The sequence below is a fragment of the Kocuria sp. CPCC 205261 genome, from assembly GCF_040981025.1.
Lineage (GTDB): Bacteria > Actinomycetota > Actinomycetes > Actinomycetales > Micrococcaceae > Kocuria > Kocuria marina.
The window spans coordinates 176,867-200,743 of record NZ_JAVKPU010000004.1 but is presented as its reverse complement, the minus strand read 5'-3'; the positions used below and the strand labels follow the sequence as shown (position 1 = coordinate 200,743).

At 69.4% G+C, this 23,877-nt stretch carries 22 protein-coding genes and 1 pseudogene; 11 read left to right on the top strand and 12 right to left on the bottom strand.

Annotated elements, in window-relative coordinates; all coding sequences use genetic code 11:
* Window positions 1-549: 549 nt before the first annotated feature.
* The 3 genes from RF646_RS06425 to RF646_RS06415 form a co-directional block, all read right to left on the bottom strand.
* Window positions 550-2,385 (bottom strand): AMP-binding protein, encoded by a 1,836-nt coding sequence (locus tag RF646_RS06425; protein WP_167318931.1) that lies wholly within the window; start codon window positions 2,383-2,385, stop codon window positions 550-552.
* 71 nt (window positions 2,386-2,456) lie between these two features.
* On the bottom strand, window positions 2,457-3,698 hold the full coding sequence (locus RF646_RS06420) for an acyl-CoA dehydrogenase family protein (RefSeq protein WP_098055340.1): 1,242 nt from the start codon (window positions 3,696-3,698) through the stop codon (window positions 2,457-2,459).
* A gap of 23 nt (window positions 3,699-3,721) precedes the next feature.
* Entirely contained in the window at window positions 3,722-5,821 is a 2,100-nt protein-coding gene (locus RF646_RS06415; RefSeq protein WP_206479144.1) for a 3-hydroxyacyl-CoA dehydrogenase NAD-binding domain-containing protein, read from the bottom strand.
* A gap of 141 nt (window positions 5,822-5,962) precedes the next feature.
* Here RF646_RS06415 and RF646_RS06410 point away from each other — a divergent pair, with 141 nt between their 5' ends.
* Window positions 5,963-6,517 (top strand): GNAT family N-acetyltransferase, encoded by a 555-nt coding sequence (locus tag RF646_RS06410; RefSeq protein ID WP_094067136.1) that lies wholly within the window; start codon window positions 5,963-5,965, stop codon window positions 6,515-6,517.
* On the opposite strand, the gene RF646_RS06405 is transcribed toward RF646_RS06410, so the two are convergent.
* From RF646_RS06405 to RF646_RS06390, 4 genes are all read right to left on the bottom strand, one after another.
* Window positions 6,481-7,353, bottom strand: coding sequence for a TetR/AcrR family transcriptional regulator (locus RF646_RS06405; protein WP_144932685.1), 873 nt, complete (start codon window positions 7,351-7,353; stop codon window positions 6,481-6,483). The two genes, RF646_RS06410 and RF646_RS06405, sit on opposite strands and share 37 nt — an antisense overlap.
* A gap of 100 nt (window positions 7,354-7,453) precedes the next feature.
* Window positions 7,454-8,368 carry an SMP-30/gluconolactonase/LRE family protein gene (locus RF646_RS06400; RefSeq protein ID WP_085108452.1) on the bottom strand — a complete coding sequence of 305 codons (915 nt, stop codon included), beginning with the start codon at window positions 8,366-8,368 and terminating at the stop codon, window positions 7,454-7,456.
* Window positions 8,365-8,814 carry an acyl-CoA thioesterase gene (locus RF646_RS06395; RefSeq protein ID WP_084118111.1) on the bottom strand — a complete coding sequence of 150 codons (450 nt, stop codon included), beginning with the start codon at window positions 8,812-8,814 and terminating at the stop codon, window positions 8,365-8,367. The genes RF646_RS06400 and RF646_RS06395 overlap by 4 nt, the downstream gene beginning before the upstream one ends.
* A complete protein-coding gene (locus tag RF646_RS06390) occupies window positions 8,798-9,490 on the bottom strand; it encodes an AMP-binding protein (protein ID WP_368835507.1) in 693 nt (230 codons plus the stop codon). The genes RF646_RS06395 and RF646_RS06390 overlap by 17 nt, the downstream gene beginning before the upstream one ends.
* 202 nt (window positions 9,491-9,692) lie before the next feature.
* On the opposite strand from RF646_RS06390, the gene RF646_RS06385 reads away from it, so the two are divergent.
* From RF646_RS06385 to RF646_RS06375, 3 genes are all read left to right on the top strand, one after another.
* Window positions 9,693-10,484, top strand: coding sequence for an SDR family oxidoreductase (locus tag RF646_RS06385; protein ID WP_186317239.1), 792 nt, complete (start codon window positions 9,693-9,695; stop codon window positions 10,482-10,484).
* Between the two features lie 52 nt (window positions 10,485-10,536).
* Window positions 10,537-11,814 (top strand): MFS transporter, encoded by a 1,278-nt coding sequence (locus RF646_RS06380; protein ID WP_144999227.1) that lies wholly within the window; start codon window positions 10,537-10,539, stop codon window positions 11,812-11,814.
* A gap of 74 nt (window positions 11,815-11,888) precedes the next feature.
* A complete protein-coding gene (locus RF646_RS06375; protein WP_368835506.1) occupies window positions 11,889-13,127 on the top strand; it encodes a serine hydrolase domain-containing protein in 1,239 nt (412 codons plus the stop codon).
* Window positions 13,128-13,204: 77 nt separating this feature from the next.
* Here RF646_RS06375 and RF646_RS06370 read toward each other — a convergent pair whose 3' ends face one another.
* Together RF646_RS06370 and RF646_RS06365 are read right to left on the bottom strand one after the other, a co-directional pair.
* Window positions 13,205-13,588, bottom strand: coding sequence for a YdeI/OmpD-associated family protein (locus RF646_RS06370; protein WP_260850704.1), 384 nt, complete (start codon window positions 13,586-13,588; stop codon window positions 13,205-13,207).
* Between the two features lie 331 nt (window positions 13,589-13,919).
* Window positions 13,920-14,300 (bottom strand): annotated as a pseudogene (locus RF646_RS06365) (SDR family oxidoreductase); the annotation flags it as partial.
* Between the two features lie 103 nt (window positions 14,301-14,403).
* Between RF646_RS06365 and RF646_RS06360 the strand changes: the two are divergent.
* Window positions 14,404-14,571, top strand: a complete 168-nt coding sequence (locus RF646_RS06360) for a hypothetical protein (protein ID WP_186317237.1) — start codon at window positions 14,404-14,406, stop codon at window positions 14,569-14,571.
* Window positions 14,572-14,695: 124 nt separating this feature from the next.
* On the opposite strand, the gene RF646_RS06355 is transcribed toward RF646_RS06360, so the two are convergent.
* Genes RF646_RS06355 through RF646_RS06345 form a run of 3 tightly spaced genes read right to left on the bottom strand, consistent with a single transcriptional unit; the run spans window position 14,696 to window position 17,185 of the window.
* Complete coding sequence (locus RF646_RS06355) at window positions 14,696-15,307, bottom strand: MarR family winged helix-turn-helix transcriptional regulator (protein WP_368835505.1); 612 nt, start codon at window positions 15,305-15,307, stop codon at window positions 14,696-14,698.
* Window positions 15,304-15,975 carry a CE1759 family FMN reductase gene (locus RF646_RS06350; protein WP_368835504.1) on the bottom strand — a complete coding sequence of 224 codons (672 nt, stop codon included), beginning with the start codon at window positions 15,973-15,975 and terminating at the stop codon, window positions 15,304-15,306. Before RF646_RS06350 ends, RF646_RS06355 begins: the two co-directional genes overlap by 4 nt.
* A 31-nt stretch (window positions 15,976-16,006) precedes the next feature.
* On the bottom strand, window positions 16,007-17,185 hold the full coding sequence (locus RF646_RS06345) for an LLM class flavin-dependent oxidoreductase (protein ID WP_368835503.1): 1,179 nt from the start codon (window positions 17,183-17,185) through the stop codon (window positions 16,007-16,009).
* Between the two features lie 165 nt (window positions 17,186-17,350).
* Between RF646_RS06345 and RF646_RS06340 the strand changes: the two genes are divergently transcribed.
* The 6 genes from RF646_RS06340 (at window position 17,351) to RF646_RS06315 (ending at window position 23,876) form a co-directional block, all read left to right on the top strand.
* Window positions 17,351-17,830 (top strand): transporter substrate-binding domain-containing protein, encoded by a 480-nt coding sequence (locus tag RF646_RS06340; RefSeq protein ID WP_368835502.1) that lies wholly within the window; start codon window positions 17,351-17,353, stop codon window positions 17,828-17,830.
* Window positions 17,827-18,825 (top strand): cation transporter, encoded by a 999-nt coding sequence (locus tag RF646_RS06335; RefSeq protein ID WP_368835501.1) that lies wholly within the window; start codon window positions 17,827-17,829, stop codon window positions 18,823-18,825. The genes RF646_RS06340 and RF646_RS06335 overlap by 4 nt, the downstream gene beginning before the upstream one ends.
* 62 nt (window positions 18,826-18,887) lie before the next feature.
* A complete protein-coding gene (locus RF646_RS06330) occupies window positions 18,888-19,646 on the top strand; it encodes a LamB/YcsF family protein (protein WP_167318939.1) in 759 nt (252 codons plus the stop codon).
* Window positions 19,643-21,430, top strand: coding sequence for a 5-oxoprolinase/urea amidolyase family protein (locus RF646_RS06325; RefSeq protein ID WP_368835500.1), 1,788 nt, complete (start codon window positions 19,643-19,645; stop codon window positions 21,428-21,430). The genes RF646_RS06330 and RF646_RS06325 overlap by 4 nt, the downstream gene beginning before the upstream one ends.
* Window positions 21,427-23,229, top strand: coding sequence for a biotin carboxylase N-terminal domain-containing protein (locus RF646_RS06320; RefSeq protein ID WP_368835499.1), 1,803 nt, complete (start codon window positions 21,427-21,429; stop codon window positions 23,227-23,229). The genes RF646_RS06325 and RF646_RS06320 overlap by 4 nt, the downstream gene beginning before the upstream one ends.
* Window positions 23,226-23,876 (top strand): GntR family transcriptional regulator, encoded by a 651-nt coding sequence (locus tag RF646_RS06315; RefSeq protein ID WP_368835498.1) that lies wholly within the window; start codon window positions 23,226-23,228, stop codon window positions 23,874-23,876. Before RF646_RS06320 ends, RF646_RS06315 begins: the two co-directional genes overlap by 4 nt.
* Window position 23,877: the final 1 nt, after the last annotated feature.

Sequence of the window (23,877 nt, the reverse complement as noted above, 5' to 3'; positions counted from 1 at the left end):
AGCGCAGCAGAACCAGGGCAGGATCCCAGCTGACACCCAACACCCCCAGGAAACGGGAAAACACCCAGGGGACTGTCAGGCCATCAACCAAAAACAAAAAACTTTGGTATCAACAAACTAGACACACTATTGAGTTGACAAACAACAAACCACACCTAAGCTCTTATTCAGAGCCATGAGTTGGAAGTTTTGGTCGCCGCTGATTCGGAATGCTTTTCGCTGTCCTTGCGGCAACTCGACTAGCTTATCCGTTCCCTGTTTCCTTCGCAACTCGGCGTTCGCACGCCGTTGCCGTTCGGAAGTCGGGGAGGTAGCTGGTCGGCCTGCCGGACCAGCGGTTCGCTGTTCGTCCTTGCGGCGACTCGGAATACATTACACACGCCCGCGGGACTGCGCAAAACGGCCCTGGGGTGGGCCCGCCACCCCCTGGCTGCGTTCGCACGCGGCGTCGTCGCCCGTCCCGCGCCGGGCATTGGAACCGCGCCCGCAGACAACGGCCGCATAATCACGTGGCCGTGGTCGCGCAATCGCGTTGCCCGGGTGGCTGCTTCAGTCCCGCAGGAGGTTCTTGCGCACCTTGCCCGTGGCCGTGCGCGGCAGCTCGTCACTGAACACGACCGAGTCCGGCACCTTGAACCCGCTGAGCTGGTTCCGGACGTGGTCGCGCAGTTCCTCCTCCGTGACCGTGGACCCGTTCACCCGCACCACGTGCGCGACCGGGCGTTCGCCCCACTTCTCGTGAGCTACCCCCACGACGGCGACGTCCGCGACGTCCGGATGCGAGTAGAGGGCCTGCTCCACCTCGATGGACGAGATGTTTTCCCCACCGGAGATGATGATGTCCTTGGCGCGGTCCCGCAGCTGGATGTAGTTGTTGGGGTGCATGACCCCCAGGTCACCCGTGTGGAACCACCCGCCCTCGAATGCCTTCCGCGTGGCGGGTACGTCCTTGTAGTAGCCGATCATCACGTTGTTGCCCCGCAACACCACCTCCCCCACGGTCGTACCGTCCGCCGGCACGTCCTCGAGGGAATCGTCCACCACGCGGGCGGATTCCGCCTGGATCATGGCCACGCCCTGCCGGGACATCTGCTGCGCCCGCTCCCGGGGCGAGAGCTCACGCCACTGTTCCTGGGGTTCGCAAATGGTGATGGGGCCGAAGACCTCGGTGAGCCCGTACACGTGGACGATGTCGAAGCCCGCGCTCTCCAGCCGCTCGATGATGCTCGGCGCGGGCGGGGCCCCGGCGGTCGTGATCCTGATGGTGTGTTCGAGTGGGTGAGCCTCCGAGGCGTCCACGATGATCGAGCACACGGCCGGCGCGCCGCACAGGTGGGTGATGCCCTGCTCGTCGAACGCGCGCCAGATCTCGTCCGCGCGCACGGCCCGCAAGCACACGTGCGTGCCGCCCGCGGCGGTCACGGCCCACGTGGTGCACCACCCGTTGCAGTGGAACATGGGCAGGGTCCACAGGTACCGCGTGGCGCCGGTGAACCCATTGTGGAACACCTCCCCGAGGCTGTTCAGGTACGCCCCGCGGTGGCTGTACAGCACCCCCTTGGGGCGCCCCGTGGTGCCGGAGGTGTAGTTCAGGGTGATGGGCGCATTCTCGTCCGCGACGCCGTAGCCGACGCCGCCGTCGTTGCCGCCCGACGCACCCGGTCCTGCCGGCTGGGCGGGCTCGACGTCCATGAACTCCTCGAACGTGGGCACTCCCGACCCCGCGCCGTCGCGAACGGGGTGCACGTCCGCCTGCGGGTCGTCGATCTGCACGAGCGTCACGTCCGACCCGTCACCGAGGGCCTGTGCGACGGTCTCGAGCACCGAGGTGTCCGCGAGCACCACGCGGGCTTCGCAGTGCTCGAGGATGTAGCGCAGTTCCCGCGCGCTCAGTCGCGGATTGAGCGGCACCAACACCGCCCCGGCCGCCGGCACGGCGTAGTGGGCCATGAGTGTCGCGGGAAGATTGGGCGCGATCACCGCGACCGTGGGCCACGAGCACTCCAGCAGCTCCGCGCCCTGGAACGATTCGTTCCCCTCACCCGAGGCCCCCGCGGATCGCTCGGACCCGGCAGTGTCACCCGACTCGGCAGTTCCGGGCGAACCGCCCGTGACCGCTGACCCGGCGGACTCACGCGACCCGGCGGACTCGGGCGACCCAGCGGCGTCGTCCGATCCAGCGGACCCCCGGGAAGCAGCGCCCGCCGAGCCGTCGGAACCGGACAGCAGCGGCAACAGCGCCGTGGCGAACCGGCGCACGTCTCGTTCGAACTGCTCGTAGCTCCACACCCGCGAGCCGTGCACGATCGCCGGGCGGTCGGGGAAGACCTCGGCGCTGCGCTCGAGGAAGCGCAACGGGGTCAGCGGCTCGGTGTTCGCGAACATGGTGCTCCTGAACGGTCATGGCCCGGCACGCGCCGGACGGGCGCGAACCGGGCCGTGTGGGCATGAGCGGATCAGTTGTAGGCGGAGAATCCCGTGATCGACTTGCCGATGATCAGGGCCTGCACCGTCTCTGTCCCCTCGTAGGTGTGCACGGCTTCCACGTCCGCGAAGTGACGTGCAACACGGTTCTCCAACAGGATGCCATTTCCGCCGAGCAGATCGCGAGCGTTGGCTGCGACCTGGCGTGCCGTGCGGGTGGCCGTGTACTTGGCCAGCGAGGCCTGGTGCCCGGTCAGGGTCCCGGCCTCCTCCTTGCGGGTCATCGCCATTACGAGCGTCTGGATGGAGGTGAGCTCGCTCAGCATGCGGGCCAGGCGCTCCTGCACGATCTGCGACGCCGCGAGCGGACGGCCGAACTGCACGCGCTGCGCCGCGTACTGGACCGCGGTCTCGTAACACGCCTGCGCGTGACCCACCGCGGCCCACCCCACGCCGATGCGGGTCGCGAAGAGGACCGAGGCTGTGTCCCGGAAGGAGCGGGCGTTCGGCAGGACGTTCTCGGTGGGGACGAACACGTTCTCCATGCGGATCTGGGCCTGGTGGATGGCCCGCAGGGAGAGCTTCCCGCGCATGGTGGTACCCGTGTAGCCCTCGGAGTCCTGGGGCACCACGAAACCGTGGACCGCGCCGTCCTCGTCGCTGCGGGCCCACACCACGGTGATCCCGCCCATGGACCCGTTGCCGATCCACTTCTTCTCACCGTTGAGGACGTGGCCGCCATCCACGGGGGTCGCTCGGGTCTCCAGGCCGATCGAGTCCGAACCGTGGGCCGGCTCGGTGAGCGCGAAGGAACCAAGCAGCTTGCCCGCGGCCATGTCCGGGAGCCAGCGGTCCTTCTGCTCGTCGCTGCCGCACATGGCGATCGAGCGCATGGCCAGGCCACCCTGCACACCGGCCACGGTGGACACCGATCCGTCCCCGCGGGCCAGTTCCATGGTCACGAGACCCGCGGCGAGCTTGGACATGTTGTCCATGCCCGGGACCGCCACGCCGTCGCGCAGCAGGTCCAGCTCGCCCATCCGGGTCACGAGATCCAGGTTGTACTCGCTCTCGTCCCAGTACCGGGCGATCACGGGCAGGACGTCTTCCTGCACGAAGGACCGGGCGCGCATCCAGTGGGCGCGGTCCTCGTCCGAGACGTCCGTGAAGACCCCCGCCTCGTCCGTTCCCAGGGCCTCGGTGAGCGTGTATTCCGGTTCCAGCGTGCCCGCGGGGAAGTTCTCCGAGGTGGGTGCCGTGTTCTCAGTGGTCATGACTGGTCCTTCGCGATCAGGGGTTACTGCTGGGCGGCGTCGAAACGCCGACCGCGGACGCGCTCGGCGGCGCCGGTGCGGTCCAGGTAGGGGGTGATGCCGCCCAGGTGGAACGGGTAGTTGGCGCCCAGGATCATGCACAGGTCCACGTCCCGTGCGGAGGCGACCACGCCCTCGTCGAGCATGTGCCCGATCTCGTCCGCGAGCGCGTCCTGGACGCGCGTGAGCAGCTCTCCCCCGGCGCCGTCGTCCGACGACGCCGCAACGCCGCTCTCCTGCCGCGTGCGCTCGAGTGCATCGTGGGCCTCGGGCGAGAGGTAGGTCTGCGAGGTCTCGCCGCGCGCGGGCAGCGTGTGGGTCAAACCGGCGTCCGCGACGGCGTCGAGCCACGGGGAGAGGGTGAACCGGTCCGGGTAAGCGTCGTTCATGGTGTGCGTGATGTGCACGAGCACGGCCGGGCCCACGAAGTCGAGCAGCTGCAGCGGTGTCATGGGCAGCCCCATGGGGGCGAGGGCGTGGTCCACGGTCTCCGGATCGCCACCGGCGTCCATGGCGCGGCCAATCTCGTCGAACATGCGGGTCAGCACGCGGTTGACCACGAAGCTCGGGGCGTCCTCCACGCGCACCGCGATGCGCCGCAGCTTGGCGGCGAGGTCGAACGCGGTGGCCAGGGTGGAGTCGTCCGTCTGCTGCGCGGAGATGATCTCGAGCAGCGGGGTGACCTCCACCGGGTTGAACACGTGGAAGCCCACGAGCCGCTCGGGGTGCTTCAGGTCCCGGCCCATGGCCGTGACGGACAGGGACGAGGTGTTAGTCGCGAGGATCGCGTCCTCGCGGATCACGGGCTCCCACTGCGCGAAGACCTGCCGCTTCACCTCGAGCTCCTCGAAGACGGCCTCGATCACGAAGTCCGCGTCCGCGAGGTCCTGCGGGCTCTCGGCCCCCGAGATCAGGGAACCGAGCTGCTCCGCCTGCTCCGCGCTCATGCGGCCCTTCTCGGCCTGGGCGGTGAAGCGGTCGCGGGTGCGCTGCACGCCCGTGGCGAGGCGCTCGTCGTCGAGGTCGGTCATCACCACGGGGACCCGGGCGCCCTGGGCGAGGAGGGACGCGAGCTGACCCGCCATGAGTCCCGCGCCGATCACCGCCGCCTTCTTGATCGGGCGCACGGCAGCGTCCGGGACGTTCGCGGCCTGTTTGCTGCGGGCGCTCACGAGTTCGAACGCGTACAGGGACGCGCGGGCGGCGTCGGACTGCACGATCGAGCTGAAGAGCTGGACCGCGGCGGCACCGTTGGCCTGGCGGGTGTCCGTGCGCGCACGGCCCACGAGGTCGATCGCGGCCACCGGGCCGGGAGCGGCACCGTGCCACGCGGCGTGGGCCTTGGCGGCAGCCTTGTCCACGGCGGCCTGCCAAGTCTGTTCGTCGTCGGCGGCGCGGCGCGGTTCGTGCTTGCCCTCGAGTGCCTCCACGACCCAGCGTTGCCACGCCGTCTCCCACTCGTCCGTGCCGGGGGCGGCGTCCAGGACGGCGTCCACGAGACCGATCTCCGCGGCCTTGGCGGGCTTGAGGTTCCGCCCGCGCATGGAGTCCGTGACGATGATGTTCAGTGCCGCCTCAGCGCCCACCAGGTGCGGCAGCAGGTAGACGCCGCCCCAGCCCGGAAAGAAGCCCAGCCGGCACTCGGGCAGACCCATGGGTGCCTTGCCGGACGTGGCCAGGCGGAAATCGGTGTGCAGCGCGAGTTCCAGACCGCCGCCGAGGGCCACTCCCGTGATGAGCGAGAACGTGGGAACGGGCATCTCCGCCAGGACGCCGAAGGCCTCGTGCCCGGAGCCGATGTAGTCCTCCGAACCCCCGTCGAACTGTGCGGCGCGGATCTCCTTGAGATTGGCGCCTGCACCGAACGACTTCTCGTTGCCCGTGACCACCACGGCCTCGACCTGCGAGGTGTCAATGGCCGAGAGCTCCCGGCGCAACTCGCGCATGGCCTCCGAACCCCAGATGACGAGCCCGTTGGGCTCGGTGGAGCCCAGGGACACCAGGGCGATCGGTCGTTCCCGCCCGGGCAGGACGGGACGGGTCACGTCGATGGTCACGGTGGACGGGAAGGTCTGTTCGCTCACGCTTGGCTCCTGTGTCTGGGCGAAAGGTGGTGTGGCCCACAGTATCGCGAGAACAGTCTGACGTGAGACTGCGTCTCACGTCAAGACATTCAGTGTCACCCGGCCCCCGGATGCCCGGTGCGTCCTGGATAGGCTGATCCGGTGACTCTCCAGCTGCCGCTGCACTCGGACCGCTTGCGCTTCCGCTGGCCCACCGATGCCGACATCGAGCCCATGCACTCCTACCAGTCCCGCGAGGACTACGCCATGCATGCATGGCGCGAACCCCGCGACATGGACCACGTGATCAGGACGGTCGAGGCCAATCGCGAACCCGGGTCCTGGTCCTCCGACGGCGACAGCCTGCGGGTCGCGATCTCCCCTCACGACTCCGACGAGCTCGTGGGCGAGATCGTGCTGACCCTCGTGGACGCGGAGTCCGCGCAGGTGGAGATCGGCTGGGCGTTGCACCCGGACCACACGGGCAAGGGGTACGCCGCGGAGGCCGCGCGCACCGCCGTCGACGCCGCGTTCGAGCACCTCGGCGCGCACCGCGTCTTCGCGCGCCTGGACAGTCTCAACGTGGCGTCCGCGAAGGTCTGCGAGCGCGTGGGCATGCGCCAGGAGGCGACCCTGCGGGAGAGCCACTACCAGTTGGGCGAGTGGCGCGACGAACTCGTCTACGCGGTGCTCGTGTCTGAGCGACGCGCGGACTGATCCGCCGCGGGGACACGCACCTCGCCGGAGGGTCGTGCCCCGGCGAACCCGCCGCCCTCGGAGGCGTCCTGCTCCCCACCGGGCCGGGCATCCCGCGCGAGCTGCACGCCGCCCGGGGCCAGGGCCTCGTACACCGAGCGCGCCGTCCGCTCGGCGACGTCCCGCGCGTCGACCCCCTCGGGGACGATGACGACCACGGGCGCCGTGCCAGCACCGTCGTCCGCGGAGCGAAGTTGCTGAACCGGGCGCCCGGGAACGAACGAGAGCCCGAAAAGGGTGCACAACCACGCGATGCGCCGATTGAGTCCCGCGGCCAGCCGCTCGCCGTCCGAGGCCTGGGGATCGTGCAACCACGTGCGCAGGTAGGCGTTGTGCACGGCCACGATGGCGGAGGCCAACGAGATCGCCGTGACCCGCCGGTCGGGGCCGTCCGGCAAGACGCGGCGCAGGAACTCCCGGAACACCCGCTCGTACCGGTGGGATGTGGCGAGCTCCCGGTCCCGCAACGCCTCGACCCGCTGCAGCAGTCGGTGTCGTGCGAGCGCACGGTCCGCGTGGTCCAGGTTGTACCGAAACACGAGCTGCACGCCCTCACTCACCCCCGCCTGGGCGGTGAGGTACGGGCGGTTGAGCAACTGCTCCAGCCGCTCCAGGTTGGACGCGTGATCCGCGAACACGATGTCCTCCTTGGACCCGTACTTGCGGAAGAACGTGGCGCGACTGACCCCCGTGGCGTGCGCGAGCTGGTCCACGGTGGTGGCGTCGTAACCCTGCGCAGCCAACAGGCGGATCGCTGTGGTGACGGCGTCGCCGCTCACCCCGGGTGCGGTACTCATCTGGCCTCCTGCGGTGATGGTAACCGTGCGGCGAGGCCGCCGCGGTGCGGCGACCACGTCCGCGGGCCGCGCCGGTCCGGGAGCCGGCCCGCCGACGCGCTCAGCCCCCGAAGGCCTGCGTGACCTGGCCCGGGACGGACACGCGCACCGAGTAGAGGGAACCTGCGGTGGGCTGGACGTCGTCCGGGAGGTCCTCGCGCGACGTCGTGATGTACAGCGTGCGCAGGTCCTCACCACCCAGCGTGCACGCGGTGGTTTGCGTGGCGCCCACGGCGACGACGGTGTCCAGGGCCCCGTCCGGGAGGTAGCGGTGGACCTGCCCCGCGCCGTAGAGGGCGACCCACACCGCGCCCTCGGAGTCCACGGTCAACCCGTCCGGGCTCACCGAGACGCGGCCCGGCTCGTAGCTCTCCTCCGGGTCCGTGGCGGCCGCGGCGGCGTGGTCGTCCAGGACGGGCGCGACGAACGTGCGACGGTTCTGCAGGCCGGCCTCGGGGCTCCAGTCGAAGACCGAGACCTCGTGGGTGGGGGTGTCGTTGTAGTACGCGAGGGTGCCGTCCGGGGACCACGCGATCCCGTTGGAGATGCTCACGTTCTCGAGGACGGGCTGCCACGACAGATCCGGCGCGACCCGGTACAGCGTGGCCGCGCCCTCGGTCTGCTCGTACGCCATGGACCCCACGTAGAAGGAGCCGTCGGGGGCCACACCGCCCTCGTTCATGCGGATCTCGGGGTCCCCCCACATGGGGATCTCCCGCTCCACTGCGCCCGTGGGATCGGTCAGGACCACTCCCCGTTCCACCGCGATGATCTGCCCACCCGAACGGCGCGGACGCACACACGCGGCCACGGCGTCCACGTGCTGACGGCGCGGCTGGTCGTCCGGGGTGAACGTCATGACGTCCCCGGCGAGCATGTCCACCCAGGCCAGCCCGTTCCATTCCTTGCTCCAGCACGGCCCCTCACCGTGGTGCATCCACGACGGGGTGATCCTCTGGGCGGTGAGCTGCTTCACGACTGCGACCTCCTGGGGCTGTTGTGGGCGGGGAGCGACATGCTGGGAATCCTGTCGCGGTCGTACGTGATCTGCGTGTACCCGTGCGGGGCGGGCTTGCCGTCCTCCCCGAGGTTCACGAACACGATCTTGTCGATGCTCAGGATCAACTCGCGGGTGATCATGTTGCGCACCTGCGCCCGCATGGTCAACGAGGTGCGTCCGAACGTAGTGGCACTGAGGCCCATCTCGATGATGTCCCCCTGCACCGCGGAGGAGACGAACTCGATCTCGGACATGTACTTGGTGACCGCCCGCTGATTACCCAATTGCACGATCGCGTAGATTGCCGCTTCCTCGTCGATCCAGCGCAGCAGCGATCCCCCGAACAGGGTGCCGTTGGCGTTGAGGTCTTCCGGCTTGACCCATTTGCGGGTGCGGAACGAGATGTCACCGTGGTGCTGCATGCCCCCAGCCTAGGGGACCGCCTGGACACCGGGCAGCGAACGGCCCAGCTGGCGGGGACCAGGAACGTGGTGTGCACCCCGTAGTGCTCGATGTCCGCGAGCACTTGCGAGGGGCACGAATGTCCTGCGCACCAGGGTCGTGTTGCCCCGCACAAGCGCGCGCACGGTGAACGAGTTCAATGCACCGATGTGGAACAGCGGCGCCGTCGCCCCCCGAAGCCTCCCCGCCCCGCGAACCGTCCGGGATCCAGGGCACGGCGGGGTCCGTTTCCATGACGACGCTGCCGCCCTCGTAAGCCTCCGCGAGCGGCAGTGCCGTCTCCAGGACGGGGACGTGACCGGGCTCCACGATGGTCACCGCGGGGGTCGATTGGGTGTGCAGGCCCGCGACCTCGCGCGGGGCGAATGGGAAGTTCAGGGGCTCGAAAACCGCGCCGAGCCACCCCGCAGCGAACATGGTGCGCAGGAAGACCTCGGAGTTCAACCCCAGTGAGGCGACCCGGTCCCCGGTGCCCACCCCGGAACGCGCGAACGCGCCCGCGAGACGCCGCACGCTCTCGGTGAAGTGGGCGTAGTCCACCGTCTCGTCCTCGTAGATCACCGTGGGGTGCTCGGGGCCGTAGCGCGCCTGGTAGAGCAGACCTCGCACGGGGTTGATGTTCACGGGGTGGCTCATGGCGGCTCCTGACATGGGCACGGGCACCTCGCAAGTCCCCCGAGTGATATGCGCCACCCTAGCAAGCGGTCACGGCGTTGTGGTCACTGCATCGGTGATGCACACTGGTCCAGCCGTCACGTGTCAGCAGCATCCGTCATGGGCCCCGGCTCCGCGATCCTCACCCGTTCGCGCGGCGGTCCCGGTGTGGAAGGAAATCCTCATGTCCGATCAACGCCCCCTTGCCATGGTCACCGGTGGTTCCTCCGGCATCGGGTTCGAACTGGCCAAGCAGTTCGCCCGGCACGGCTACGACGTCACCCTGTCCGGTTCGAGTGACCGCGTCCATGAGGCGGCCAGGAGCATCGATGAGCTCGGCGCACAGGCCTACCCGTTCCAGGCGGACGCCGCCACCTACGACGGTGTCGAGGGCTTCTGGAACTTCGTGGCCGAGCTGGGTCGTCCCCTGGATGCCGCGGCCCTCAACGTCGGTATCGGACTGGGCGGGGCGTTCATGGACACCGACCTCCAGGACGAGTTCCGGCTCATCGACATCAACGTCAAGGGCACCGTGCACATGGCCAAGCGCGTCGTGCAGCACATGGTCCCCAACGGCCACGGGCGCATCCTCATCGTCTCCTCCATCTCCGCCACGACGCCCACTCCCTACGAGACCGTCTACGGTCCCTCCAAGGCATTCGGTTTCTCCTTCGCGGAATCATTACGCGAAGAGTTGCGTGACACCGGCGTGACGGTCACGGCGCTCTTGCCCGGTGCCACGGACAGCGACTTCCACTCCAACGCCGGCATGGACAACACGGCGCTCGGGCCGGGCGCCACCAAGAACGACAAGGTCCTCGTGGCCCAGCAGGGCTTCGAAGCATTGCTCAATGACGTGGACGAGGTCGTGGGCGGCGATGAGGAGACGAAACAGACCCGCGAGGACAACCGCACCACCGCCGAGCCGGTGAAGGCGCACCGGCAGGCGGAACTGACCCGCCCGCGCGGCGACTGAGAGCGGGACGCAAACCGGTGATGATGGTGCGTTCGTCCGTCATGATGCGTGTATGACCGAAACCTCCACGGCCTCCACCGCGCAGACACCCGACCCCGGGCCAGAGTTCCAGCGCAAAGTGCTGACCGTGCTGGCGCCGGGCCAGATCCTGGGTGGGCTGGGAACGGGTGCGACCCTCGCGTTGGGTGCCCTGCTCGTCACGGAGGTCTCCGGGAGCAGTGCGGTGTCCGGGTTGGCGGCCACCATGAACACCCTGGGTGCCGCCATTATGGCCATCCCCCTGGCGCGGTTGGCGCAACGTCGTGGTCGGCGGATCTCCCTGACCACCGGCGCCCTCGTGGCGGTCGCGGGGGCGGCCGTGATTGTGGCCGCCGCTGCGCTGAATGTTTTCCCGCTGCTGCTCGCGGGCATGGGATTGCTGGGCTCCGGGATGGCTCTGAACCTGCAGTCCCGCTTCGCCGCGACCGACGTCGCTCCCGCGCGTACCCGCGCACGCGACCTCTCGCTCATCGTGTGGTCCACGACCGTGGGCTCCGTGGTGGGCCCCAATCTCTTCGGGCCCAGCGAGACACTCGGGCGGGTGCTGGGGCTGCCCCAGTTCACCGGCGGGTTCGTGATCGCACTGTGTGCCCAGGTGCTGGGGGCCATCGTGTACTTCATCGGATTGCGCCCGGACCCGCTCAAGGTCGCCCTGTCCCGCGGTGAATCGGTGGCCTCCACACCCAGCCCGGCCGGCGGGTTCACCCTGTTGCGCACCGTCCCCGCGGCTCGGCGCGCGGTGCTCGTGGTGGCCCTGTCCCACGCGGTGATGGTGGGTCTCATGTCCATGACGCCCGTGCACCTCACGACCCACGGGGCCACGCTGTCCGCGGTGGGGCTGACCATCTCCCTGCACGTGGCGGGGATGTATGCCCTTTCCCCCGTCTTCGGCTGGCTCGCGGACAAACTCGGTCGCGCCGCCACGGTACTCGCGGGCCAGGCCCTGTTCGCGGTCGCGCTCGTGCTCACATGGTTGGGCGCCGACCACCAGGGACTCGTGTTGGCGGCCCTGATCTTGCTGGGACTGGGCTGGTCCGCGTCCACGGTGTCCGGGTCCACGATGGTCACCGAGTCCGTGGCGACCCACGACCGCCCCGGACTGCAAGGAACCTCCGACCTCACGATGAACCTGTGCGGCGCGGCCGGTGGGGCCCTCGCGGGGCCGGTCCTGGCGCTCGTGGGTTTCTCCGGACTCGGCCTGATGGCCCTCGTGTTGGTGGCAATCACCACGGTGACGGCGATGCGCTCGCTGCGTTCCGGGAGCGACACCCCGAATCCGGCTGAGGCCTGAATCGCCCCTGGTGCATCGGCATACCGTCCAACAAGTTGTGAGTCACATCATAATGAGCTGAAAGGATCCTCACCGTGCTCCCCAACCGTCGCCAACTCCTGACGGGCGCCGCCGTCGCGGCGCTCGCCACCCCGGCGTTCACGACCGGTGCCGCGGCAGCGCCGTCGAAGATCGCGTTCAACACCGCCGGGATCGACGCCGCCCTGGCCAACCTCGTGCGCGACGGCGCCGTGGGCGTGACCACCTCGGTCGTGGGCCCGGGCGGGACCTATCTGAGCGCCGCCGGCAAGCGGGACCTGCAGAAGGACAGCGCCCGGCCCCAGGACCGCGCGCGGATCGCCTCGATCACCAAGGCGATGATCGCGGTGCTCGTGATGCAGCGCATCGAGGCGGGGCAATGGACTCTGCGCACGACCATCGACCAGGTCACCCCGGGGCTCTACCCGGGCCACGGCGGCGTGACCGTGGCGCAACTGATGAACCACACCTCGGGCATGCCGGACGGGATCTACTCCTTGCTCCCGGACCGGGAGTGGTACACGTGGACCATGCAGGACCTGGGGGCCGCGGTGGTCCCGTACCACTCCGAGCAGGAACTCGTGGAACTCAGCCGCAGGCTGCCGTGGGAGTTCGAGCCCGGGACCGGCTGGTCCTACTCCAACGTCGGGTACGTGGTGCTGTCCATGTTGCTCGAGGCCGCCACGGGGTCGCGCATCCAGGACCTCGTGCGGGACCGGGTGTTCAAGCCCGCCAAGATGCAGCAGTCACGGCTCGAGGAGTCCACGCTGGTCCGAGGCCGCTACCTCCTGCCGTACGGCAAGTTCCAGGCCGGGCTGGCGCCGCTGCCACTGGTCAACCCGTCCATCTTCTCCGGCGCGGGCGGGGTGTACGCGACCGCGGAGGACATCACCGACTTCACCGGCGCCCTCATGACCGGACGGTTGCTGCGCAAGGACCTCGTGGACGCCATGGTCACTCCCGTGGGCGCGGCTCAGCAGGCGCGCTACGGCTACGGTCTCTACCTCATCAACGGTCCCTGCCGCACCGCGGCGGGCACCCCCGAGGTGCTCATCGGTCACGACGGCGCCGGGTTCGGCACCCGTGCGGTGTCCTTCACCACGCGGGACGCCTCCCGCCGGATGGCCCTGGCCTACACGGGCCGCTCCTACGTGGAGGAGGGTCCGGACCCGGATGCGGCCATGAACGCCGCGCTCATCGCGGGCTTCCGTGCCACGTGCCCGACGAGCGCCCCGACCACACCGGCTTCCGGCAAGGGGCCGGCCTCCGGCGGCGCGGGCTCGCTGCGGTTGTAGCGCCGAGCAGGCCGTAGTACCGCGCCGACCGTTGTGTCACGTCGGCCGTGGTTTCACGCCAGGGGGTGCATCGGGCCTCAGCGACCGGTGCGCCCCCGGTGTTTGCACCCGGGCCAGCAGCACGGGCGGCGCTTACCCTCGTGCATTTCCTCCTCGGTGCGCCGGATCCGCCGCTGCCGGGTCTCCGGCTTCTTGGCGTCCTCCACCCAGCACACGAACTCGTTGCGCCCGAGCGGAGTGAGCCCGCGCCACAGCTCGGCGGTCGCGGGGTCCATGGCGAGCGCTTCGGCGAGGTCCGCGGGCAACTCGTGGACGACGCCGCCGGGGAGCCCGGACAGGATGTTCGCGCCATCGATCGTGGCCGGGTTCTCGGCGGTCTCCGCGCCGTTCTGGTTCTGCGCGTCCGTCACGTTCGTCGCATTCTCCGCGGACGACGCCGCAGTCCGGGTCGTGTTGGTCATGGTTCTCTCCCTGCGCTGTCACCTGTCGCCATGGATCCCCGGCAAGCAGCAGCGTGCCACGCAACGGACCGAAGACGTCCACTACTCGATTCATGAATATCCGGGGCGACGCCCCGCCCCCACCGGGCTCACGCCAGGTAGAACCCACCGTCCGAAGTGAGGACCTGGCCAACGATCCATGCGCCGTCGGTGCGGTGAACCTCCGCTCGCGGTCGCCCCGGATGCGTTCTCCCGGCCGCGCCGGAGCGGTCGGGGCGTCGGCCTTGAGGAGCGCGAACGCCCGGGTCAGCAGCAGCGTGGAGCGGGTGTTGGTCTGCCAGAACGCGTCCAGCGCCTCGGGGGTCATGTCCAGGATGGAGCCGTCCCCACCGCTCCTGGCGTGGTTGCACACGAGGATGTCCAGCGACCCGGTGAGCTCGCTCGCGGCATCGATGAGCGGTCGGATCCGTCCGGGGTCCCGCAGATCCGCGCTCATCTGCCCCAGCCGCGCACCCTCGGTGAGTTCGGCCCGCAATGCGTTCACGACGTCGCTCAGATCGTCCGCGCCCCATGGCTGGCCCTCGTCGTGCGGGCCGTAGTGGTGGATGAATACACTCGCGCCCAGCCGCGCGAAGGTGCGGGCAACGGCGAAGCCGATGCCGCGGCGTCGTGACACCCCGGTGACCAGCGCCGTTCGACCGCGCAGGGGCAGGGTTCCGGGTGAAGCCGTCATGAATCCAGTCTGCCAGCGCCGCTTATTGAGACCGGATCGATGGATTGTCTCAATAAGACTCCTACTGAGACAATCAGGATCAGCAGTCCCATCAAGGAGCACCATGGCCACCTCCAACTGGCCCGCGATCGGCCACGAGAGCCACCGCTGGGTCCACCGCGACCCCATGGCATCCCATCGCGCACGGATCCGGAACATGGGGGACTTTGCCGCCACGGTGGTCCCCCGGATCTTCGTCGAACGGGCCGGGCGCAGGACGTTCGGCTCCTAACCCCGGAACGGCGTGATGCCGCCCCACTGCATCACAGGATCAACTCCTGCACAGCGGGGCGGCATCCTTCATGGGCGACTTCGGGATCACGGCCGCCACCCGGGCGATCCCGAGGTGGCCGGGGTTAACCCAGCAGCCCACCCACCCGGCGCATGAGGTCGGCCAGGCGAGCGGCGTCGTCGTCCTGGAGTGCGGAGAAGAAGAGCTCCTGGACGTCCCGCGCGTGGGCGGGGCGCAGTGCGCGGAAGGCGCGCAGGCCCTCGGCGGTGAGCACCGCCTCGAAGCCGCGGCCGTCGCACTCCACGCGACGGCGTTCCACCCAGCCGCGCTTGCCCAGCACACCGATCTGGTAGCTCAACCGCGACGGCGAGAAGATCAGGCGGTGCGCCAGCTCACCCATGCGCATCCGATGCTCGGGCGCGCTGTAGAGCAGCAGGAGCAACTGGTAGTCCATGAGCGAGCAACCGTGATGCTTGAGCCGCTCCTCGATCCGGGCGGTGAGCAGCGCGGTGGTCTCGAAGTAGACCTGCCACGCGTCCCAGTCCTGCCAGGACGCGTCCGAGATACCCGCACGCGCCGCATCATCGAGGGATTCCGCGCCACCGATGCATGCCGCGCCGGTGGTGTCCGCGCCGTCCGAACCCGTCACGGGCCCGGACGGCGCGGTCTCGACGTGCGCGGACCCGGACGGCGCAGCCTTGGACAAAGCAACGGCGCGGGTGGCCGTGTCGCTCACGATCCCACCGAGGCCAGCAGGCTCGCGAAGTCGGGGACGTCACTGAACTCGTCCTTGACCTCACGGCGCAGACCCGGCCGAGCGGCGTCGCCATGGGAGACGCCGTCCGTGGAACCGGTACTGCCCTGCGAGCCCGCGAGCAGCATGGCGCCGAGCGAGGCGCCCACGCGGTCGATCCGGCGCTGCAGGTCGTTGTGGCCCCAGTCCTCGGACGCCGCGTAGATGCCCAGGGGCAGCACGAGGGCCTTGAGGTAGCTCAGCAGCGGCCGCATGGCGGTGTCCAGCACGAGCGAGTGCCGCGGGGACCCGCCCGTAGCGGCGACCACGGTGGGCAGGTTCTCGAGCGCGGACTCGTCGATCACGTCGAAGAACTGCTTGAACAGCCCCGAGTAGGACGCCTTGTACGTGGGCGACGCCGCGATCAGGCCGTCCGCGGTGAGCACGGTGTCGATCGCGTCCTGCACGGCGCGCGAGGCCACGTGGGTGATCATCATGTCGGTCAGCCCGTGGGCCAGATCTCGCAGCTGGATCACCTTGATGTCCACGTGCTGCCCGGCGTTCTCGACCGTGGTGCTCGCGGCCTGGGCGATCGCCTCGCCCAGGCGCGTGGTCGTGGAGTCCTCCGACAGTCCCGCGGTCACCACCGCGAGGGTCAACCGATCGGTCATGGTGTCCTTCTCTCTGACGTGGTACGTGAACTTACTTGGCGTTCTCGTGGTCGCGCTGCGCGGCCTCCGCCTGCTGTGCGCGATCCTTCGCGGCCTGCGAATCCGGGCCACCGCCGGGGATCGGGTCCTTGCCCGCGGCGTGGCGCGCCACGAGGGACTCGTGGGTGGGGGCCTCGGGCACGTGGGCCGGCCGAGCGGCGTCGAACTCCTTGCGCAGCACCGGGACGACCTCCTCGCCCAGGATGTCCATCTGCTCGAGGACGGTCTTGAGCGGCAGGCCGGCGTGGTCCACCAGGAACAGCTGACGCTGGTAGTCACCCGCGTACCCGCGGAAGGACAACGTGCGCTCGATGACCTGCTGCGGGGATCCCACGGTCAGCGGGGTCTGCTCGGTGAAGTCCTCGAGCGACGGGCCGTGACCGTAGACCGGCGCGTTGTCGAAGTACGGGCGGAACGTACGCATGGCGTCCTGCGAGTTCTTGGCCATGAACACCTGACCACCCAGACCCACGATCGCCTGATCGTAGGAGCCATGGCCGTAGTACTCGTAGCGCTGGCGGTAGAAGTCCACCATGCGCTCGGTGTGCTCCTTGTTCCAGAAGATGTTGTTGTGGAAGAACCCGTCACCGTAGAACGCGGCCTGCTCCGGGATCTCCGGGGAGCGGATGGAACCGTGCCACACGAACGGTGGGACGTCGTCCAGCGGCCGCGGCGTGGCTGTGAAGCCCTGCAGGGGCGTGCGGAAGCGACCGGAGTAGTTCACGCTCTGCTCGCGCCACAGCCGGTACAGCAGCTGGTAGTTCTCCACGGCCAGCGGGATGCCCTGCCGGATGTCCTTGCCGAACCACGGGTACACGGGCCCGGTGTTGCCGCGACCCAGCGTGAGGTCCACGCGCCCGTCCGCGAGGTGCTGGACGTACGAGTAGTCCTCCGCGATGCGCACGGGGTCCGTCGTGGTGATCAGCGTGGTGGCGGTGCCCAGCTGGATCTTCTCGGTCTGCGCCGCCAGGTGGGCCATGAGGATCGGCGGGTTCGCGGGCGCCACGAACGGCGGGTTGTGGTGCTGGCCCATGGCGAACATGTCCATGCCCACCTCCTCCGCCTTGCGGGCGATGGCCACGGTGGCCTTGATCCGCTCGTTCTCGGTGGGGGTCTTGCCGGTGGTGGGGTCCTGGGTGACGTCCCCGATGGTGAAGATGCCGAGTTGCATGTCGGCCTCCTTGGCTTGTGGTCGACGACGCCGCAGCACGGGTGCCGCAGCTCCGTTCCGTAGGTCTTTCAAATTTGAATTACCTATATAATGCGCCGCCGCGGAGATTTATTCCAGAGAAAATATCCGGGTGTGGCGAACGGCACCCGGGCCTACAGTGGTGTCATGAGATCACCCATCGGGCGGCTGATTGCTCTCCTGGTCCTGTTTCTTGCGCTGACCGGGTGTTCGGGTCACTATCCCGCGGACCCGCACGGGACACTCGAGCACGTGACCGACGGGGAACTCCGTGTGGGTGTCTCGCACAGTCCTCCGGAGACGGATCTCGGACCCAACCCACCCACGGGCACCGAAGTGGATCTCGTGCGGCAGTACGCCGAGACCGTGAATGCTCACGTCACCTGGACTCCCGGTGGCGAGGAGGAGCTGGTCAAGCAGCTGAAGAACGGCCACCTGGACCTGGTCATCGCTGGGCTCACGAAGGACAGCCCGTGGGACACGGAGGTGGGCATCACCCGCGGTTACGCCGAATCCACCGACGAGTTCGGCGACACCCGGAAACACGTCATGGCGGTACGCAACGGGGAGAACGCATTCCTCATGGACCTCGAAGCATTCCTCGCCGACCACGGAGGCAGGTCATGAGCGCGCAACACCACCCGGTGGACGACGAGCAACTTCCGCCGGAGATCACCCGAGCGCTCACCCGGGCCGTGCGCCTGGAATGGCTCACCATCGGGACCCTCGCGATCACGGTGATCCTCGTGTTCCTCGTGCTGGGGAACTCGCAGGCCATGAAGACGGCATGGGTCGAGGACCTGTTGTCCTTCATCCCGCCCATTGCGTTCCTGGTCGGCGTACGGATCACCCGCCGCCCGGCCACCGCGAAGCACCCCTTCGGCCATCACCGCTCCGTGGGGATGGCCCACCTGGTCTCGGCCACCGCGCTGCTGGTCATGGGGACATATCTGATCGTCGACTCGGGCAGCAAACTCATCACGGCGGAGCACCCGTCCATCGGCGGGATCCAGCTGTTCGGCACCACGGTGTGGCTCGGCTGGTTGATGATCGGGGTCCTGGTTGTCACGGGCATCCCGCCGGTGATCCTGGGGCGCATGAAGTTGAAACTCGCGACGCCCTTGCACAACAAGGTGCTCTTCGCGGACGCGGACATGAACAAGGCGGATTGGATGACCTCCGCCGCGGCCACCGCGGGTGTGATCGGGATCGGCCTGGGGTGGTGGTGGGCGGACGCCGTAGCGGCCATCGTGATCGCCGTGTCCATCCTCAGGGATGGGATCACGAACCTCCGCGCCGCCGTGGCCGGGCTCGCGGATGCCCGTCCCACCACCGTGGACAACAAGAAGCCTCACCCGCTCAACGCGGACGTGGACGCCTTCCTCCGACAGCTGGAGTGGGCGCGCGTGGGTGCCGCACGCGTACGCGACGAGGGTCAGGTGTTCCAGGTCGAGGGATTCGTGGTTCCCCGCACCCCGGACGTCGCGACTCCCGATCGCCTGGACGCCGCCCGCAAACAGCTACTGGCCCTGGACTGGAAGATTCGCGACGTGGTGCTCATCCCCGTCAACACGCTTCCGCGGGTCCTGGAGGCCGAGGAGTTCGAGGGTCATTCGCACTAAATTGTTGAACAATCCTCCCGCGTGCGGCATTCTGGAACTCGGCACTGAGACGGAGGTCACGCATGACGGTCATCGATCTGAACAGCGACGTGGGCGAGTCGTTCGGCAACTGGCACATGGGCGACGACGCCGCCATCTTCCGTTCCGTCTCCTCCGCCAACGTGGCCTGCGGGTTCCACGCCGGGGACCCGGGCACCATGGCACAGACGTGCCGGGACGCGGTGGCCGCAGGAGTCACCGTGGGCGCCCACGTGGCGTACAGGGACCTGGCCGGTTTTGGCCGACGGTTCCTGGACTGCTCCCCCACAGAACTCGCCGATGACGTGCTCTACCAAATGGGTGCACTCGAGGCGATGGCGCGCTCGGCCGGCGCGACCATCGAATACGTCAAACCCCACGGGGCGCTGTACAACACGATTGTCCACCACGAGGCACACGCGCAGGCGGTCGTGGACGCGGTCAAGGCGTTCGGCGGTGACCTTCCGTTGCTGCTGCTGCCCGGTTCCGTGGCCCTGGACAAGGCCGAGCGGGCGGGATTGCGCGGGGTGGCCGAGGCATTCGCCGACCGCGGGTACACCCCCAAGGGCACGCTGGTCTCCCGCCGCGAACAAGGCGCTGTGTTGCACGACGCCGCCCAGGTCACCGAGCGCATGATCGGCCTGGCCGAACACGGCACGCTGACCGCGGTGGACGGCTCCACGGTGCATCTCGCCGCCGAGAGCATTTGCGTGCACGGGGACACCCCCGGGTCCGCAGCCATGGCCGCCGAGGTCCGCGCGGGTCTGGAGCGCGCGGGCATCACGATCCGGTCGTTCGTGTGAGCGACCGCGACTCGACGACGCACGGTCCGGGCGCCGCCCACGACGGCACGGGCGTGCCCTCCCCGGCCACTCCGCGAGCCGCCAACGTGACGCGGAGCGGATCCGGCGCGCCGCGCACCGCACCCCGGGACCGAGCCACCGCGCCTGCCACGTCCTCGTCGGCAGCACCCGACACGGCCACCCCGCCGCGGACGGGTCTGCGCTGGGCCGGCACGCGGGCCTTCCTGATCGAGTGCCCAACGCTCGAGCACGTGATGCGGCTGCATGCCCACCTGAGTGCCCACCCGTACCCGGGTCAGCTCGATGTCCTGGCCGCCGCGGAGACCGTATTGCTGACCTTCACAACCCCCGCCGCGGCGCGGAGGGCCGCGAGCGACGTCGTCGACATCCGGCTCGATTCCACCGAACCGGCCGCGGGTAAGGATGTGGCAATCGACGTGGTCTACGACGGCGAAGATTTGGCCGCCGTGGGAAAGCTGACCGGGCTCGGCGAGCGCGGCGTGATCGAGGCGCACACGGGAGCCGACTGGACGGCGGCGTTCGGCGGGTTCGCGCCGGGATTCGCGTACCTTGTGGCCGACGGCGATCCGCTCGAGGTGCCGCGCAGGGACTCGCCCCGCACCGCGGTGCCGGCCGGGTCTGTGGCGCTCGCGGGACGCTTCTCGGCCGTCTACCCACGGCGTTCCCCCGGGGGCTGGCAGCTGATCGGTCACACGGACGCGCCGCTGTGGGACGTGGACCGGGAAGAGCCCGCCCTGATCCGACCGGGTGACACCGTGCGCTACCGGGCGGTGCGCGAACTCGTGACGGTGTCCTCAGAGACGGCACTACCCGCGTCGCGCCGGGAGCGGAAACACGCCCTGATGATCGAGGATCCCGGGATGCAGTCCCTGCCCCAGGACCGCGGCAGACCCGGCCGAGGCGACCTGGGCGTGGTGGCCTCCGGCGCGGCGGACCGCGCGTCGGCCGAGCAGGCCAACCGGCTGGTGGGCAACTCGCCCGAGGCCGCCGTGATCGAGACGCTGCTGGGTGGACTGTCGGTCACGGCCCGCGGGCACCACGTACTGGCCCTCAGTGGCGCGCCCACTCCGGCCCGGATCGAGGGACCCCTCGGCGGACGGGCCGTCACGTGCCACGCTCCGTTCGCCCTGTACGACGGCGAGCGCCTCACCCTGGGGGCCCCGGACAGAGGCCTGCGCACCTATCTGGCAGTGCGAGGTGGGATCGACGTACCCGAGGTGTTGGGGAGCCGCTCCTCGGATGCGCTCTCCGGGATCGGACCGGACCCGTTGAGCGCCGGTGACGAGCTCCCGGTTCTCAAGGCCGCCGCGGGCCGGACCGTGGGGTTGCCCGAACCGCCGGCGGTCACGCTTCCCACCCCCGGGGAGACCGTCACCCTGCGGGTGAGCCCGGGGCCCCGTGACGATTGGTTCACACCGGAAGCACTCGAGACGTTCACCTCGCGGGACTGGGTCGTGAGTGAGCAGTCCAACCGCGTGGGGGTGCGCTTCGAGGAACCCCCCGAGGGCCCGCCGCTCGAGCGTTCCCGCGAGGGCGAACTGGCGAGCGAGGGCGTGGTGGCCGGTTCCCTACAGGTCCCCCACTCGGGGGTTCCGGTGCTCTTCCTGGCCGACCATCCCGTGACGGGCGGCTATCCCGTGATCGGGGTCGTACTTCCGGAAGACCTCCCCCTCGCCGCGCAGCTACCCCCGAGCAGCGCGGTCCGCTTCACGTTCACCGATCCGCCCCACCCCGCATCCGACACCGCAGGAGACACACCATGAAGAAGGTCCTGATCGCCAACCGCGGGGAGATCGCGGTGCGGATCGCGCGGGCGTGCGCGGACGCCGGCCTGACCTCGGTGGCCATGTACTCCGAACCTGACGCCGACGCCTTCCACGTGCATATGGCCGACGAGGCCTACGCCCTGCCCGGTTCCGCCTCCGCGGACACCTACCTGCATATCGACCGTCTGCTCGCCGTGGCCTCCCGTTCCGGCGCGGACGCCGTGCACCCGGGCTACGGGTTCCTGTCCGAGAACGCGGACTTCGCGCAGGCCGTGGCGGACGCCGGCCTCACCTGGATCGGTCCGTCCGCCCGGGTCATCCGCGAGCTGGGCAACAAGGTCACCGCCCGGGCCATCGCCGTGCGCGCCGGCGCTCCCCTGGTTCCCGGCACGGACGGTCCCGTGGACGACGCCGCTGCGGCCCGGTCATTCGCCGAGGAGCACGGACTGCCCATCGCCATCAAGGCCGCCTTCGGCGGTGGTGGTCGTGGGATGCGCGTGGCCAGGACCATGGACGAGATCGACGCGGCGTTCGAGGCGGCGGTGCGCGAAGCGACGTCGGCGTTCGGGCGGGGCGAATGCTTCGTGGAGCGTTTCCTGGACAAGCCCCGCCACGTGGAGGCCCAAGTCGTGGCAGACACCCACGGTTCCGTGATCGTGGTGGGCACGCGTGACTGCTCACTGCAACGGCGGAACCAGAAGCTCGTGGAGGAGGCCCCTGCGCCGTTCCTGACCGATGAGCAGCGCACGACGATTCATGAATCCGCGCGCGCCATCTGCCGGGAGGCCGGGTACACCGGGGCGGGCACGGTCGAGTACCTCGTGGCCCCGGACGGGCTGATCTCCTTCCTGGAGGTCAACACGCGGCTGCAGGTGGAACACCCCGTCACGGAGCAGACCGCGGGCGTGGACCTCGTGCGGGAACAGTTCCGCGTGGCCGACGGGTTGGCGCTGAGCCTCACCGAGGACCCGTCACCGAACGGGCATGCGTTCGAGTTCCGACTCAATGCGGAGGACCCGGCCCTCGGGTTCCTCCCCACTCCCGGCGCGGTGGAGGCGTTCGAGGCGCCCACGGGCTCGGGGGTGCGCATGGACACCGGTGTGCGTTCCGGGTCCGTGGTGCCCGCCGAGTACGACTCCCTGTTGGCCAAACTCATCGTGTGGGGCGAGGACCGGCAGCAGGCCCTCGTACGCTCGCGCGCCGCGCTGCGGGAGCTCGTGATCCGCGGGGTGCCCACAGTGGTCCCGTTCCACCGGGCGGTCCTGGAGGAACCCGCGTTCACGTCCCCGGACGGGATGGGGGTGTACACCACGTGGATCGAGGACGAGTTCACACGCAAACTGGAGGCCTCACCGTACGTGGCGCCCGGGGCCGGCGAGCGCACCACGGTCACGGTGGAGATCGACGGGCGCGCTCATCAACTGGGCCTGCCCGCAGACCTTGCCGCCGCCCTCCTGGGTGGCGGATCCGTCGCAGGTTCCGGGTCCGCTTCGGCATCCGGGGGCACCGAATCGCGGTTCGGTGAGACCGCGGGGGCGGGGGCAGAAACCGGGGCGGCGTCGTCGCCCCATGAGGACTCGGCAGGAACGAGCCTGGTGGCGCCCATGAACGGGACGATCGTGACGTGGGCCACGCAGGACGGCGCCGAGGTGGCCGAGGGCGACACCGTCCTCACCCTGGAGGCGATGAAGATGGAGACGCCCGTCCGCGCTCATCGCTCCGGCACACTGACCCGGGCGGACCTGGCGGAGGGGTCCGCCGTGCGCAAGGGGCAGACGCTGGGAGAGATCGCGTGACGGCCGTCGAGCCGCGCGAGAACGCCCAGGCGAGCGCCCACGCGGCCCGGCAGTTGCGCGCCCGCATCTCGAACGGCCAACTGCCCCCGGGAGCGAAACTCTCGGAACAGGCCGTGGCCCGGGAGCTGGGGGTCTCGCGCAACACCTTGCGCGAGGCGTTCACCATGTTGGCGGCGGAGCGCCTCGTGGATCGGATCGCGCACCGGGGTGTGTTCGTCGCACAGCCCGACGTCGACGACGTCCGCGACCTCTACGCCGCCCGCTGCGTCCTGGAGCCGGGCACCATGCTGTGGGGTGCGCCCGATCCGCAGTCGCTGTCCCGGCTGAGTGCGCTCACCACCTCGGCGCTCGCCGCCCGGAATGCCGGGGACGTGATAGCCATGGCGGATGCGAACCAGGGCTTCCACCGGGAGCTCGTGGCGTCGTCCGGTTCGGCGGAGCTGGTCGCGGTCATGGATCGGTTGTCGGCGCGGATGCGGCTGGTGTTCCACGCGATGTCCACGGATCCGCAGTTCCACGCGCGCTACGCGGTGCGCAATACCCAGGTGCTGCGATCCCTCGAGTCCGGCGACCGTGACCGGGCCGTGCACCTACTCAGGGAGTCCCTGACCGCGGCACGGGACGAGATCCTCGCGCACCTGACCTGAC

What these genes read in the sequence shown, in the direction of transcription:
- RF646_RS06425 (WP_167318931.1), bottom strand. Translation starts at nt 2,385, where the DNA reads ATGTTCGCGAACACCGAGCCGCTGACCCCGTTGCGCTTCCTCGAGCGC.
- RF646_RS06330 (WP_167318939.1), top strand. Translation starts at nt 18,888, where the DNA reads ATGACGGTCATCGATCTGAACAGCGACGTGGGCGAGTCGTTCGGCAAC.
- RF646_RS06420 (WP_098055340.1), bottom strand. Translation starts at nt 3,698, where the DNA reads ATGACCACTGAGAACACGGCACCCACCTCGGAGAACTTCCCCGCGGGC.
- RF646_RS06335 (WP_368835501.1), top strand. Translation starts at nt 17,827, where the DNA reads ATGAGCGCGCAACACCACCCGGTGGACGACGAGCAACTTCCGCCGGAG.
- RF646_RS06385 (WP_186317239.1), top strand. Translation starts at nt 9,693, where the DNA reads ATGTCCGATCAACGCCCCCTTGCCATGGTCACCGGTGGTTCCTCCGGC.
- RF646_RS06395 (WP_084118111.1), bottom strand. Translation starts at nt 8,814, where the DNA reads ATGCAGCACCACGGTGACATCTCGTTCCGCACCCGCAAATGGGTCAAG.
- RF646_RS06345 (WP_368835503.1), bottom strand. Translation starts at nt 17,185, where the DNA reads ATGCAACTCGGCATCTTCACCATCGGGGACGTCACCCAGGACCCCACC.
- RF646_RS06370 (WP_260850704.1), bottom strand. Translation starts at nt 13,588, where the DNA reads ATGACCAACACGACCCGGACTGCGGCGTCGTCCGCGGAGAATGCGACG.
- RF646_RS06320 (WP_368835499.1), top strand. Translation starts at nt 21,427, where the DNA reads ATGAAGAAGGTCCTGATCGCCAACCGCGGGGAGATCGCGGTGCGGATC.
- RF646_RS06380 (WP_144999227.1), top strand. Translation starts at nt 10,537, where the DNA reads ATGACCGAAACCTCCACGGCCTCCACCGCGCAGACACCCGACCCCGGG.
- RF646_RS06390 (WP_368835507.1), bottom strand. Translation starts at nt 9,490, where the DNA reads ATGAGCCACCCCGTGAACATCAACCCCGTGCGAGGTCTGCTCTACCAG.
- RF646_RS06360 (WP_186317237.1), top strand. Translation starts at nt 14,404, where the DNA reads ATGGCCACCTCCAACTGGCCCGCGATCGGCCACGAGAGCCACCGCTGG.
- RF646_RS06350 (WP_368835504.1), bottom strand. Translation starts at nt 15,975, where the DNA reads ATGACCGATCGGTTGACCCTCGCGGTGGTGACCGCGGGACTGTCGGAG.
- RF646_RS06340 (WP_368835502.1), top strand. Translation starts at nt 17,351, where the DNA reads ATGAGATCACCCATCGGGCGGCTGATTGCTCTCCTGGTCCTGTTTCTT.
- RF646_RS06405 (WP_144932685.1), bottom strand. Translation starts at nt 7,353, where the DNA reads ATGAGTACCGCACCCGGGGTGAGCGGCGACGCCGTCACCACAGCGATC.